At 70.8% G+C, this 13,399-nt stretch carries 14 protein-coding genes; 7 read left to right on the forward strand and 7 right to left on the reverse strand.

Annotation, left to right across the window (positions count from 1 at the left end; translation table 11 throughout):
- Positions 1-21 precede the first annotated feature (21 nt).
- Entirely contained in the window at positions 22-1,143 is a 1,122-nt protein-coding gene (sfnG, locus tag ABZT04_RS38785; protein WP_356063443.1) for a dimethylsulfone monooxygenase SfnG, read from the reverse strand.
- A 120-nt stretch (positions 1,144-1,263) separates the two neighbouring features.
- Positions 1,264-1,347: a putative leader peptide gene (locus ABZT04_RS38790; protein WP_350966533.1), complete on the reverse strand. Its 84-nt coding sequence runs from the start codon at positions 1,345-1,347 to the stop codon at positions 1,264-1,266.
- A gap of 137 nt (positions 1,348-1,484) precedes the next feature.
- Between ABZT04_RS38790 and ABZT04_RS38795 the strand changes: the two genes are divergently transcribed.
- Positions 1,485-2,396, forward strand: a complete 912-nt coding sequence (locus ABZT04_RS38795) for a LysR family transcriptional regulator (RefSeq protein ID WP_356063446.1) — start codon at positions 1,485-1,487, stop codon at positions 2,394-2,396.
- Between the two features lie 16 nt (positions 2,397-2,412).
- On the opposite strand, the gene ABZT04_RS38800 is transcribed toward ABZT04_RS38795, so the two are convergent.
- On the reverse strand, positions 2,413-2,592 hold the full coding sequence (locus tag ABZT04_RS38800; protein WP_356063449.1) for a hypothetical protein: 180 nt from the start codon (positions 2,590-2,592) through the stop codon (positions 2,413-2,415).
- A gap of 174 nt (positions 2,593-2,766) precedes the next feature.
- Between ABZT04_RS38800 and ABZT04_RS38805 the strand changes: the two genes are divergently transcribed.
- Both ABZT04_RS38805 and ABZT04_RS38810 read left to right on the forward strand, forming a co-directional pair.
- Complete coding sequence (locus tag ABZT04_RS38805; protein ID WP_356063451.1) at positions 2,767-4,296, forward strand: SDR family oxidoreductase; 1,530 nt, start codon at positions 2,767-2,769, stop codon at positions 4,294-4,296.
- Positions 4,297-4,376: 80 nt separating this feature from the next.
- Positions 4,377-5,750 (forward strand): deoxyribodipyrimidine photo-lyase, encoded by a 1,374-nt coding sequence (locus tag ABZT04_RS38810; protein WP_356063453.1) that lies wholly within the window; start codon positions 4,377-4,379, stop codon positions 5,748-5,750.
- 3 nt (positions 5,751-5,753) lie between these two features.
- Here ABZT04_RS38810 and ABZT04_RS38815 read toward each other — a convergent pair whose 3' ends face one another.
- Complete coding sequence (locus ABZT04_RS38815; RefSeq protein ID WP_356063456.1) at positions 5,754-6,716, reverse strand: MerR family transcriptional regulator; 963 nt, start codon at positions 6,714-6,716, stop codon at positions 5,754-5,756.
- 103 nt (positions 6,717-6,819) lie between these two features.
- Here ABZT04_RS38815 and ABZT04_RS38820 point away from each other — a divergent pair, with 103 nt between their 5' ends.
- Both ABZT04_RS38820 and ABZT04_RS38825 read left to right on the forward strand, forming a co-directional pair.
- The gene (locus tag ABZT04_RS38820; protein ID WP_356063458.1) at positions 6,820-7,428 is read left to right on the forward strand and encodes a sigma-70 family RNA polymerase sigma factor; all 609 of its coding nucleotides are present in this window, start codon (positions 6,820-6,822) and stop codon (positions 7,426-7,428) included.
- Positions 7,429-7,522: 94 nt separating this feature from the next.
- Positions 7,523-7,963, forward strand: a complete 441-nt coding sequence (locus ABZT04_RS38825) for an SPW repeat protein (protein ID WP_356063461.1) — start codon at positions 7,523-7,525, stop codon at positions 7,961-7,963.
- Between the two features lie 34 nt (positions 7,964-7,997).
- Here ABZT04_RS38825 and ABZT04_RS38830 read toward each other — a convergent pair whose 3' ends face one another.
- Both ABZT04_RS38830 and ABZT04_RS38835 read right to left on the reverse strand, forming a co-directional pair.
- Positions 7,998-8,768 carry a metalloregulator ArsR/SmtB family transcription factor gene (locus ABZT04_RS38830; RefSeq protein WP_356063464.1) on the reverse strand — a complete coding sequence of 257 codons (771 nt, stop codon included), beginning with the start codon at positions 8,766-8,768 and terminating at the stop codon, positions 7,998-8,000.
- A gap of 104 nt (positions 8,769-8,872) precedes the next feature.
- On the reverse strand, positions 8,873-9,634 hold the full coding sequence (locus tag ABZT04_RS38835) for a phosphotransferase (protein ID WP_356063467.1): 762 nt from the start codon (positions 9,632-9,634) through the stop codon (positions 8,873-8,875).
- Positions 9,635-9,659: 25 nt separating this feature from the next.
- Here ABZT04_RS38835 and ABZT04_RS38840 point away from each other — a divergent pair, with 25 nt between their 5' ends.
- Complete coding sequence (locus tag ABZT04_RS38840; RefSeq protein WP_356063470.1) at positions 9,660-10,199, forward strand: hypothetical protein; 540 nt, start codon at positions 9,660-9,662, stop codon at positions 10,197-10,199.
- 310 nt (positions 10,200-10,509) lie between these two features.
- Here ABZT04_RS38840 and ABZT04_RS38845 read toward each other — a convergent pair whose 3' ends face one another.
- Positions 10,510-11,964: an APC family permease gene (locus ABZT04_RS38845; protein WP_356063472.1), complete on the reverse strand. Its 1,455-nt coding sequence runs from the start codon at positions 11,962-11,964 to the stop codon at positions 10,510-10,512.
- A 164-nt stretch (positions 11,965-12,128) separates the two neighbouring features.
- On the opposite strand from ABZT04_RS38845, the gene ABZT04_RS38850 reads away from it, so the two are divergent.
- On the forward strand, positions 12,129-13,313 hold the full coding sequence (locus tag ABZT04_RS38850; RefSeq protein ID WP_356063475.1) for an ROK family transcriptional regulator: 1,185 nt from the start codon (positions 12,129-12,131) through the stop codon (positions 13,311-13,313).
- Positions 13,314-13,399 lie beyond the last annotated feature (86 nt).

Genomic DNA, 13,399 nt, shown 5'->3' on the forward strand with positions numbered 1-13,399 from the left:
CTCTCTCGCGGTGGGGCGCGCTCAGGCGTGGACGGAGACGGACTCGGGCTCGGTGTCCGGGAGTTGGGCTTCCAGTTCACGCACGAGCGGCAGCACCCGCTTGCCGAAGTACTCGACCTCCTCGTGGTAGTGCAGGAAGCCGAGCAGGAGCAGGTCGACGCCCAACTTCTTGTAGGCGACGATCCGTTCGGCGATCTGTTCCGGGGTGCCGATGAGCCCCGTACGGAAGCCGTCGTTGTACTGCACGAGGTCCTCGAACGTGGAGTCCTGCCACATGCCCTTGCCGTCGGCGGAGGACTGCCCGGCCTGTTTCACCGCGGCCCCGAAGCCCTCGACGGCCTCGCGGTCGGCCTTGGCGACGATCTCCCGGAGCGTGTCGCGGGCCTCGGCCTCGGTGTCGCGCGCGATGAGAAAGCCGTTGAGGCCGAACTTCGGTGCGCTGCGGCCGACTTGGGCCGCCGAGTGACGTACGTCGGCGATCTGCTCGGTGACTCCGTCGAAGTCCTTTCCGTTGGAGAAGTACCAGTCGGAGACGCGGCCGGCCATCGCGCGGGCGGCGGTGGAGTTGCCGCCCTGGAAGATCTCGGGGTGCGGGCGTTCGGGGGTGTTGAGGGGCTTGGGCTTGAGGGAGAAGTCGCGCAACCGGTAGAAGTCACCGGCGAGTTCGGTGTGGTCCTCGGTCCAGATCTGACGCAGTGCCTGGATGAACTCCTCGGAGCGGCGGTAGCGCTCGTCGTGCTCCAGCCAGGGCTCGCCGAGCGCGGTGAACTCGCCCTTGAACCAGCCGGACACGACGTTGACCGCGAAGCGGCCGTTCGACAAGTGGTCGGCGGTGGCGCCGAGTTTGGCGAGGACACCGGGGTGCCACAGGCCGGGGTGGACGGCGGCGATGACCTTCAGGCGCTGGGTGGCGAGGAGGAGGGCGAGGCTGAAGCTGGTCGACTCGTGCTGGAACTCGGCGCCGTAGCTGGCCATGTAGCGGACCTGGCTGAGTGCGTACTCGAAGCCGTTGTTCTCGGCGAGGACGGCGAGTTCGCGGTTGTACTCGTAGCCCCAGTCGGTGCGTTGCTCGATCGTGCTGGTGACGAGTCCCCCGCTGACGTTGGGGACCCAGTAGGCGAATTTCACGGGCGCTGCGGGCATGCGGAACTCCTGTTGCGGAATATGTTTCCGGGCACGCCGAATCCGGCCGGAGCGAAATCCGGCGAATTTCAGGCGGGAGCGAAAAGGGCGCGGCGGATCGCAGGACGGAAGGGAGGGGGATCAGGCCGCGGTGCAACAGGAGGCGCTGGAGACGCGCGCGAGGTCGACATGGCGTCGCCGCGTGAGGTCCAGTCGCATCTTCATGCCGTCGATCGTGGCAGCCGTCGGCGAGGACCGTCAAGGAAAACCCGACCGGTCTCGTATCGCGGACCATTGAATTTCACGAAGGTGTGACAGGGAAACCCTTGAACGGCCCGGGAAATCGGCCGCATTCTGCGGGCATGCGGACCGAACAGTTGGAATACATCGCGGCCGTGACCCGGCTCGGCTCGCTGCGCCGGGCCGCCGAGGAACTGCGCCTGTCACAGCCCGCGTTGAGCGAGACCGTACGGAATCTGGAACGCGAACTCGGCGTCGACCTCCTGGAACGCAAACGGTCCGGCGCGACGATGAGCGCGGAGGGCCGGGAGCTGCTGCCGAAGATCGTCGACGTTCTCGACGCGGTGGACCGGCTGCGGGCGGCGGCGGGCGAGCAGCACCGGATCAGTCGCATGGTGCGGGTGGGCACGGTCAACGCGGCGACCGTGCCGCTGCTGCTGCCGGTGGTGCGCGACTTCCGTGCCTCGCATCCGCTCACCCAGGTGGAGGTGGTCGGCGCCCAACAGACCGACATCCACCGGGCGTTGACGGAGGGCGGCTTCGATCTCGGTCTGGTCAATCACCTGGACGGCGACGACATGCCGGCCGACTTCGAGTCCATCGAATTGCTGTCCGGGCTGCCGGTGGTGTGTGTGCGCCCCGACAGTCCGCTGGCGTCCCGGCCGAGCGTCACTGTGGAGGAGCTACTCACCGAGCCACTGATCGGTATGCGTTCCGGCTATGTGATGCACCGCTATGTGCACCGGCTGCTCGATGGTCGGGGCCCGGCCTTCGCGTACTCGACCGACGGCGCCGAGATGGGCAAGCTCATGGTCGCGGAGGGGCTCGGGGTGACGGTCCTGCCCGACTTCAGCGTCGTAGGGGATCCGTTGGAGCGGCTCGGCGCGATCACCTACCGGCCGATCGCCGGTGCCACGGCCCGGGTGCTGCTGATGCTGCGCCGTCGTCGTGCGGAGTCCGTGCCGCAGGCGGCCGGGGATCTGCACGAGGCGTTCGTACGCCGGGCCCGGGAGCTGGGCGGGACGCGCGCCTGAGGCCGGAGGCCGCCGGTCAGTCCTCGTCGCGCGTCGGAACCACCACGAGGAACGCGTCGGACCTCAGGTCCATGACGACCCTGGCGGGCTCCCCCTCGGCGCGACGTCGGGCCGCGAACTCCTCCGCGGGCCACGACCCACGCGGAGCTCCTGCGGGAAACCGCTCCAGCACCTTCGCGCCCGTCACGGCACTCACCTCCGGTTCCGGCCTTCGTCTCGTCACGACACCTGGTCGTACTGTCCGCCTGCCCGCGATCCGCACGTACATGCCAGGGCCGGTGGCGTGATCCTCCGTCGAACCGTGCATCCGGCACGGCCGCGCGCGGGGAAGTGATCCCAGGGGCCCACCGACGCGAAGGATCGTGGATCGATGCACGCTGACGACACCGGACCGGGCCTGCGCTGCCTGGTGACCGGGGCGACGGGCTACATCGGCGGCCGGCTGGTTCCGGAGCTGGTCGCCGCGGGCCATCGGGTCCGCTGCCTGGCCCGCACGCCCGGCAAGCTGCGGGACTACCCATGGGCGGGTGACGTGGACGTGGTGGGCGGCGATGTCACCGACGCCGAGTCCATCGCCGCGGCCCTGGACGGCGTCGACGTCGCCTACTACCTCGTGCACGCACTCGGCACCGGCGACCGCTTCGAGGCAACCGACCGGGAGGCGGCACGGATCTTCGGGGAGCGGGCGCGGGCCGCGGGGGTGCGGCGCATCGTCTACCTCGGCGGCCTGACCCCCTCGGGCGTACCGGAACGGGACCTCTCCCCGCATCTGCGGTCGAGAAGCGAGGTGGGCCGGATCCTCCTCGACTCGGGCGTGCCCACCACGGTCCTGCGCGCGGCCGTGGTGATCGGGTCGGGCTCGGCGTCGTTCGAGATGCTGCGCTACCTCACCGAACGGCTGCCGGTGATGATCACGCCGAGCTGGGTGCGCACCCGTATCCAGCCCGTGGCGGTGCGTGACGTACTGCGCGTGCTCGTCGGCAGCGCGCGGATGCCGGCCGACGTCAGCCGGGCCTTCGACATCGGCGGTCCCGACGTCCTCACCTACCGGGAGATGATGACCCGGTACGCGGCCGTCGCCGGTCTCCCGCGCAGGCTGATCCTCCCCGTTCCGGTGCTCACTCCCGGTCTGTCCAGTCACTGGGTCGGCCTGGTGACGCCCGTACCGGCGTCCATCGCACGGCCGTTGACCGAGTCGCTGCGCCACGAGGTCGTCTGCCGCGAGCACGACATCGCGCGGTATGTGCCCGACCTTCCCGGGCATCCGCTCGGCTTCGACGAGGCGGTACGGCTCGCCCTCCAGCGCGTCCGCGACGCCCGGGTCACCACCCGCTGGTCGTCGGCGTCGGTACCCGGCGCGCCGAGCGACCCGCTGCCCACCGACCCGGACTGGGCCGGCGGCAGCCTCTATACGGACCGGCGGGAGCTGTCGGTCGACGCCTCGCGCGAGGCCCTGTGGCGGGTGATCGAGGGGATCGGCGGGGAGAACGGCTGGTACTCCTTCCCGCTGGCCTGGGCCGTACGGGGCCGACTGGACCGGCTGGTGGGCGGTGTCGGTCTGCGCCGGGGCCGACGGGACGCGGCCCGGCTGCGGGTCGGTGATTCGCTGGACTTCTGGCGGGTCGAGGAGATCCGCCCCGGTCATCTGCTGCGGCTGCGGGCCGAGATGCGGCTGCCGGGTCTGGCCTGGCTGGAGATGTACGCGGAGACGGCCGACGACGGCACCACCCGCTACCGGCAGCGGGCCTTGTTCCATCCGCACGGTCTGCTGGGGCACGCCTACTGGTGGAGCGTCGCGCCCTTCCACACCGTGGTGTTCGGCGGCATGGCACGCAACATCGCGGGAGCCGCGGCCCGGACGCCCACCTCACCGGCGGGGGCGCACACGCCGGCCGGGTGACCTCCGCATCCGCCGGGCCCTCCGCGCCGGAAGCACTCACCGGCCACCCTCCCCGCCCTCGTCCTCCCGGAGTTCGCGTCATGAACGTCTCGATCGTCCTCTTCACCTCCGACCTGCGGCTGCACGACCATCCCCCGCTGCGGGCCGCCGCGGAGGCCCGTCAGGTGGTCCCGCTCTTCGTACGCGACCGGGGTGTGGCGGACGCCGGGTTCGCGGCGCCCAACCGGCTGGCGTTCCTCGCCGACTGCCTGCGCGAGCTCGACGCCGGTCTGCGCGAGCGGGGCGGCCGGCTGGTGGTCCGCTCCGGCGACGTCGTCGAGGAGGTGTGCAAGGTGGCCGCCGAGACCGACGCCGACGAGATTCACATGGCGGCCGACGCCAGCGGCTACGCGCGATGGCGCGAACAGCGGCTGCGCCGCGCCCTTGAAGCGGAGGGGCGGCGGCTGCACGTCCACGAGACGGTGACCACCGCCGTCGCACCCGGCGCGGTGACCCCGGCCTCCTCGGACCACTTCGCCGTGTTCACTCCGTACTTCCGGCACTGGTCCGAACTGCGACTGCGAGACCCCCTCCCCGCGCCGCGCGGCGTACGGGTCCCGGACGGCGTCGGCTCCGAGGAACTCCCTTCCCGCGCCGACGTGTTGGGGCTGTCGCCGGGCCTCCCGACCGGCGGGGAGACCACGGGCCGCAGGCAGTTGGCCTCATGGCTGCGCACGGGAGTCACCGCCTACGAGGGCCGGCACGACGACCTAGCCGGTGACGCCACCTCACGGCTCTCGCCCCATCTGCACTTCGGCACCCTGTCCCCCGTGGAACTCGTGCACCGGGCGCGGAGAGCTGGTGGCCCGGGCGCCGAGGCCTTCGTACGGCAGCTCGCCTGGCGCGACTTCCACCGCCAGGTGCTGGCGGGCCGGCCGGACGCCGCCGACGCCGACTACCGTACGAAGCACGACCGTTGGCGGTCCGAGCGCACCGCACGGGCGGACATCGAGGCCTGGCGGGCGGGCCGCACCGGCTATCCGCTGATCGACGCGGCGATGCGCCAACTGCGCCACGAGGGCTGGATGCACAACCGGGGACGGCTGCTGACCGCGAGCTTCCTCACCAAGACCCTGTACGTCGACTGGCGCGTCGGCGCCCGCCACTTCCTCGTCCTCCTCGTCGACGGCGACATCGCCAACAACCAGCTCAACTGGCAGTGGATGGCGGGCACCGGCACCGACACCCGCCCCAACCGGGTCCTCAACCCCGTGACCCAGGCCAAGCGGCATGATCCCGACGGGACATACGTCCGCCGCTGGGTCCCCGAACTCGCCGGCGTGGAAGGGCCGTTGGTGCACGAGCCGTGGAAGCTCCGGGGGTTGGACCGTGCCGCGCTCGCCGACTACCCGGACCCGATCGTCGACCTCTCCGAGGGTCTCGCACGCTTCAAGAAGGCCCGCGGGCGCGAGTGAGGTTCAGGGCTCGGCCGCGTACATGCCGGCCAGGATCTCCACGGCGTCCCCGAGGTTCGTCGGCCGTGGCATTCCGCGCACCCGGGCACCGGACCAGCCGGGTCCGCCCAGGACGACGAGCGGCTGTCGGCGCGCGCCCTTCACACCCCACCGGGTGGCGACGACGTGCCGGGCCAGCGGCAGGTCGGCCGTGGAGCGCGACTGCGCCCACAGGACGACGGCCGCCGGGCCCAACCGCCGTACGACGGCGGTCAGCGCTTGGGCGGGTACGGCTGCGCCGAACATCCTTGTGGGCAGGCCGAGTTCACCGAGTCCCGCGTTGAGCGCCTCGATCGGCAGGGTGTGCTGTTCACCGGGTACGCAGGCCAGGACGACGGGCCCGGTGGGTGAGGCGCCCAGGTGCCGTTCCGGGGGCCGGGTGCACCGGCGCAGGGTGGTGGACACATGCCACGACAGCAGGTGCTCCACCTCGACGTAACGGTCCCCGGACGACTCCCACTTGCGGCCCACCGCGTGCAGCGTGGGCACCATCACCTCCTGCCAGGCGACAGCGATGCCGTACCGCTCGACGGCGGTGGCCAGTTGATGCTCCACGGCCGGTGCGTCGAGGCGTACGGCGGCGCGGGCCAGGCCGCGGCACTCCTGACGCACATCGCCCAGGGGCAGCGGGCCGGCCGCCCGCGAACCACGCCGAACAGGCGGATCCATGGCCTGTCCGGAGGTCTCCTTCGCGGCCCGGGCCGCCTCCGCCGGTGGCACGCCCGACGAGGTGAGCCGGCACATCGTCTCCAGCACCGCCACGTCCTCGGGGGCCCAGCGCCGGTGCCGTCCGTCGGCGCGAACGGCGGGGCCGAGGCCGTAGCGGCGGTCCCAGGAGCGGAGAGTGGTGGGCGAGACCCCGAGCCTGCGGGCCAGCGCCCCGGTCGTCAGGGAGACGGCGGCGCTTCCGATGTGCGACTCACTCACCCGGCGACTATACGACGCAGAATCGATGCGAGTTGAGCCGCCGATCTCCGGCTCGCACGATGGACACACCGGGGCAATCCCGTCCGAGTGAGGAGCCGTCGTCATGATCCCGCAGCACACGGCCGTCCGGCGGGCGGCGACGGAGGGGTCGCTCGACGACGAGGAACTGGCCCGTGGGCTGGCCGCCGGTGACGAGAGCTGTCTTGCCGCCGCGTATCAGCGCTGGTCGGCCCTGGTGCACACGCTCGCCTGGCGCTCCCTCGGCGACGCGCGGGAGGCCGAGGACGTGACCCAGCAGGTGTTCCTCGGCGTGTGGCGCGGGCGGCGCACCTTCCGCCCCGAGCGCGGCACGATGGGCGGCTGGATCGTCGGCATCGCCCGGCGGAAGATCGTCGACGCGTTGTCCGCCCGGACGCGCCGCACGGAACTCGTGACCGCCGCCGGAGCGGCCCTGGCCCTCGCCGATCCGGCCGCCCGCAGTCCCGACGCGGTACTCGACCGCGTCCTGGTCGGGCACGAACTGGCCCGCCTGCCCGCGCCCCAGCGACGGGTCCTGCGGCTGGCGTTCTACGACGATCTCACCCAGTCCCAGATCGCGGAGTGCACCGGCTGGCCGCTCGGCACGGTGAAGAGCCATGCCCGGCGCGGTCTCCACCAGCTCCGGCGCGCCCTCCGGCAGCAGGGCGCCCGACAGCCTGACCTCTACACATAAAGGGAAAATAAGAGCAGAATGAAGGAAAAGCGGCACTAACCGCACACCGCACGCATCGGACGCGGTCAGGCCGGCAAGTCAAAGGAGACGAGTCATGGCCAACGTCTCGCACACCAGAGGTGACATATCGAGCCACCCTGATGTCTCCGAAATGCAGGCGCGCTACGCCCGCATGCTCGGTGGACGCGATGTGGCGCTCGTGGACGGACCGGTGTTCCTTCTCGGTCTGTACTGCGCCGTATCCCCGTGGATACTCCACTACACGACGAGCCAGCCCGCGCTCGTGCCGCACAACCTGATCATCGGCATCGCGATCGGCCTGCTGGCCCTCGGGTTCACCAGGGCGCCGGAGCGGATGTACGGCCTGAGCTGGGCGATGAGCGCCCTGGGTGTCTGGATGATCATCTCGCCGTGGATCGTCGGCGACAGCCCCGACACGGGCGTCATCCTGAACAACGTCATCATCGGCGGACTGGCCGTACTCATGGGCCTGGTGTGTGCCGGTACGGCGGCGAGGAGCACCCCCAGGCCGTAGCACCCCAGAGCTCCGGAAGGAAGCCACGCCCCCTTCAGTGGTCGCCCGGCACCAGCCAGGGCGCCTGCGGGAGGGGGCTGCCGGTTTCGAGCACGGACTTCAGGTTGGACAGCACCGCCGGCCAGCCGCCGGAGACGTCCGACAGCTCACCCTCGTCGGCGAGGTCCTCATGGGTGACCGTGAGGCGCACGATGTCCTCGTGCCGCCGGATGTCATAGGTGACCCGGGAGTACGTGTCCTCCCGGCCCTCGTTCTCCGGCGAGGTCCAGGTGGTGACCAGGCGGGTCGGACGCTCGCTCTCGACCACGGTGCCGACGACGTCGGCGATGCCGGAGCCGTCGATGCGCACGTGTTCCCAGCGCGACCCCGCCTGCCAGTCGGACACATTGCTGTGGCCCCAGTAGGCGGCGGTCAGGTCGGCATCGGTGAGCGCGTCCCAGACCTTCTCGGGGGTGCTCGCGATGTAGGTGACGTAGACGAATGTCGGCTTGTCGGTCATGGCTTCCTCGGCTCGTCGCTTCAGGTCCCCGAGCGCGCGCAGTCGCGGGCGCTCGAACTTGTCGATCCAGCGGTCCTGTATCTCGTGCAGCGGGACCGGATTGAGGTAGTGCAGCTTCTCCCGCCCCCGCCGCACCGTGCTGACCAGGTTGGCGGCCTCCAGGACGGCCAAATGCTGGGTCACCGCCTGCCGGGTCATGTCGATGTGCCCGCACAGCTCCGCGAGCGTCTGCCCGTTGTGCTCGTGCAGTTGGTCCAGCAGACGTCTGCGGGTGTCGTCGGCCAGCGCCTTGAAGACCGCGTCCATCCCTGGGTCGTGTTCGGATCGCACACTCAACGTTATGCAGGCAATTACTTGCATGTCAAGGCGGGCCGTGCCGTCCGCCGTGTGCTCGGATCGGCTACGGCCCCTCAGTCCAGCCGGGCGCCCAGTTCGCGACGGTGGGCGGCCACCCAGTCGTAGGCGTCCCGGATCTCGTCCACGACTCCACTCGCCCACAGGCCGGCCATGCCCCGCTCACCGCGCTCGGCACCGGTCTCGATGCCCCGCCAACAGCGGTCCTGCCACCACAGGACCGTGTCGAGGAGGCGGCCGGTGTCGTCGAGTCCGTACGCCTCGCAGATCAGCGCGATCCGGCGGGCGGCCTCGGTCACGTCGGTGATGCGCGGGCCGAGGTCCAGGTACTGCCAGCAGACGTGGGCGACGTCGTGGACGCGCTCGCCCGGGGCGGCGAGGTCCCAGTCGACGAAGGCGACAGGGCGCCAACTGGCGTCGTAGACAGTGTTCTTGGGGGCCAGATCGTTGTGGCACACGACGTCCTGGTCGCCGGCCTCCGGTGTGCCGTGTGTCAGGTCGTGGAAGGCGCGGACGAGACGCGCGACACGCACCAGACCGTCGTCGGTGCGGGCAGCCGACCGCTCCTCGGGACTGACGGCCGCCCTGCCCTCGATGTACCGGAACACCTCGCGCCCCTGCTCGTCCGTACCGAGGAAACGCGGCGCGCCCGCCCACTCCTGGCGCGTGAACAGCGCGAGCAACCCGGTGACGTGGCGCGACCGTTCGGAGGGCGTACGGCGTACGGTCTCCCCGACCCGTACGACCTTGTTGACCGCCCCTCCGCCGAGCACCGACTCCTCCACGTGCCCCACCTCCCCGAATTCGTTCGACCGCACGAGTATGGCTTGGCACGCTGCTCGTATGGATCACACGGAGGCACTGCTCATCGGGGGACGCGCCGGGGTCGGGAAGACGACCGTGGGCTGGGAGGTGTCGGCGCGGCTGCGCGCGGCTCAAGTCGCCCATGCGGTGATCGACGGGGACTTCATGGGGCAGGTGCATCCGGCGCCGGACGGCGATCCGCACCGCGCGGCGATCGGCGAGGCCAATTTGACGGCCGTGTGGGGCAATTACGCGGCGCTGGGGTATCGACGGCTCGTGTACACGAACACCGTGAGCGTGCTCGGGGAAGCGGCGGGGCAGTTCCGTCGGGCGATGGGCGCGGACGTGCGGATCGTACGGGTGCTGCTGACCGCGTCCGACACCACCGCGTCGGTGCGGCTCAACGGGCGTGAGATCGGCAGCGAGTTGGAGCGCGAGGTGGCCAACAGTGCCCGTAAGGCACGGCTGTTGGAAGAGCTGGCGCCCGCGGACACCGTGCGGGTGGTGACCGACGGGCGCTCGGTGGTGGACATCGCGGGTGAGGTGCTGGCGGCGACGGGGTGGGTGAACAGCCGTTAGACGCCGACCGGTTCAGGGTCCGCAAAGTCCCGAGTACCTTGCGACGCGCGGCGCGCACTCTCGTACCACCGGGCGAAAGACCAAGTGCGCCCCGTACGAGTTCTCCCGGCCGGCACGGCACCGGAGCGCGTGCCGGACGCCTGGGGCGAACGTGCCGCGCGACACTATGGACGCTCCCCAACTGCCGAAAGGGTGCGGGCCCCCGCAGACGCCGAGCGTCCGGTACGAGGTTCCGCTCCCTGCACGGCGAAAGCCCCCCCGACGCCGAGCCGCCGTCGCGCGCGCGACGGCGGGAAAGGCCCAACAACCCCTAGGCGCCGGCCGGTTCCGGATCCGCGGCCGTCTCCATGAGGTACTCCTCCGTGATCTCCTTGGGGCCGAACGGCCAGACCTTCTCCAGGCGGGCCCAGACGACGAACGCGACGCAGCCCAGGGCGAGCCAGGCCAGGGACCACTCGATGGGGTGGCGGCCCGGGGAGTTCTTGTCGGCGTAGCCGTAGATCACGCACCAGCCGACGAAGGCGACGATGCTCGGCACGGGGTAGAGCCACATCCGGTAGGGCCGGCGGAGGGTCGGCTGGCGTTTGCGCAGGACCGTGAGGGCGATGATCTGGGCCAGTGCCTGGACGATGACCATGACCGTGGTCAGGAGCTGGATCAGGGTGGCGAGGTCGGTGTGCCGGCCGATGAGGAAGCCGATCGCCGTGATCACGCCCATGGTGGCGAGGCCCAGCATCGGGAAGCGGTGTTTGGGATGGAGCTTGGCGTAGGGGCGGAAGAAGACGCGTTCGCGGGCCGCGTCGTAGGGCACCCGGGAGCCGCCGAGGAGGCCGGTGAAGACCGAGGCGAAGGCCGTGATCAGGATCAGGACGGTGACCGTGTCGGCGGCGCCCTTGCCCCAGGTCTTCTCCAGGACCGCCGAGGCCACCGAGGTGGAGGCGATGTCGTTGGCGTGTGTCATCCGGTGCCAGTCGATGACGCCGAGGGTGCCGATCTGGAGCATCAGGTAGATCGCCATGATGCCGACGATGGAGAAGAGGATGGAGCGCGGCAGCGTACGGCCGGGGTCCTTGATCTCGGCGCCCATGTAGGCGGTGGTGTTGTAGCCGAGGTAGTCGTAGATGCCGATGGTCAGGCCGCCCGCGAAGCCGAGCCAGAAGTGGTCGCTGCCCAGGTCGAAGGCGTTCGCCGGGTAGGTGAAGGCGAGGTGGCCGCTGAAGTGGGTGGCGGCGGCCAGGATCACCAGGAACACGGAGGCGATCATCACGGTCCACATCACGGCGGTGATGCGGGCGATGTTCTCGATGCCGCGCCACAGGAGCAGGACCACCAGGGCGATGACGCCGAGGCCGATGAGGTCGCCGGAGGTCTTGCCCAGGTCGGGTGCCAGATAGCCGAGGTACTGGACGAAGCCGACCACACCCGTTGACATGATCAGCGGGATGAACAGCATCGCCGTCCAGACGAAAAGGAACGGCATCAGCCGGCCCGTCCGGTACTGGAAGGCCTGGCGCAGATAGACGTAGCTGCCGCCGGAGCCGGGCATCGCGGCGCCCAGTTCGGCCCACACCAGCCCGTCGGCCAGTGCGAGGATCGCGCCCGCGACGAAGCCGATCACCGCCTGCGGGCCCCCGAAGGCGGCGACCATCAGCGGGATCGTGACGAACGGGCCGATGCCGCACATCTGGCTCATGTTGATGGCGGTGGCCTGGAAGAGGCCGACGCGGCGGACGAACCCGCCGCCTGGGGGCGGACTACCGGACATGGGCGCTCCTGGGGGTGTGCGTGACTCGGGGGCGGGAGAAGGGTGCGGCGTGCGGGCCGGTATCCGGTGGCTGGCTCTGGTCGACCATGGCCGACTGGGCGATAAAGTTAAGGAGCCTTACTAGACTCGTCAAGGGGGTGTCCCCGATGCGTGAGAATGGTGCGATGCCCGCCAGCGACGTCATAGAGCAGCAGGAACAGCCCTGGAGCCGGCAGCGGCTGCGGAGCGCGAACGAGCGGCTGCTGCTCGACCGGCTGCGCACCGCCGGTCCCGCCTCGCGCGCCCAACTCGCCCGCGAGACCGGCCTGTCGAAGCCGACGGTCTCCAGCGCGCTGGCCGCCCTGGTGAAGGCGGGGCTCGTTCACGAGGTCGGCACGCAGGCCCCCGAGCGCGGCCGGACCGCCGTGCTCTACGCCCCCGATCCGTCCGCCGGGTACGCGCTCGGCATCGACGTCGGGCGGAGTTGGCTGCGGGTCGCGGTCGCCAATCTGGACGGTGAGGTGGTGGCCCGGGCCGACGTCCGCAACCGGGCCCGCAGCTCGGGCGCGATGGCCGAGCTGGTGGTCGCCACAGCGCACCAGGTCGTCGCCAACTCCGAGGTCGAACCGGCCGCGGTGGTGCACGCGGTGGTCGGTACGCCGGGTGTGTACGACGAGCAGCGGCGGCGGGTGCGGTTCGCGATGCATCTGCCGGGGTGGGGGCGAGCCGGGCTGTTCGACCGGATGCGGGAGGAGCTGGGGATCCCGCTGGAGGTGCACAACGACGCCAATCTCGCGGCGCTCGGCGAGTACACGTACGGCGTCGGCGCGGGCAGTCGGCTGTTCGCGTACATCATGATCGGCACCGGCCTCGGCATGGGCGTGGTCAGCGAGGGGCGGCTGTTCACGGGGGCGCACGGCGGGGCCGGGGAGATCGGGTTCCTGCCGTGGCCCGGACAGCAGAAGCCGGAGACGCTGGAGGACGCCGTGTCCGGGGTGGCGGTCGTCGAGGCGGCCCGGATGTTCGGGATGAGTGGGCAGCAGCTCACCGCGAAGGCGGTGTTCGACGCGGCCCGGCAAGGAAATCCCGCCGCCGTCAAGGCCGTTGAGCTGGAAGGCGAGCGGATCGCGCACACGGTGGCGGCGGCCGCCGCCGTCCTCGATCCGGACCTGGTCGTCCTGGGCGGCGGGGTCGGACACAGCGTGGATCTGCTGCTGCGCCCGGTGCGGGAGAACCTGCGCGCGCTCACTCCGCTCCGGCCGAAGATCGTGCCGAGCGCGCTCGGCGAGGACGCGGTCCTGCTGGGCGCGGTGGCCACCGCCCTGGGCACGGCGCGGGACCTGGTCTTCGAGCGGCATTCGGCGTCCTGAACAACTCGCCCACGTTCAACGGTGATTGACAGGCCCCATCGCGCACCCTACCTTCGGACGCGGTTAGTAAAGCTTCCTAACTTGAC

The sequence above is a fragment of the Streptomyces sp. NPDC005492 genome, assembly GCF_040605995.1.
In the GTDB taxonomy this organism is placed as follows: domain Bacteria; phylum Actinomycetota; class Actinomycetes; order Streptomycetales; family Streptomycetaceae; genus Streptomyces.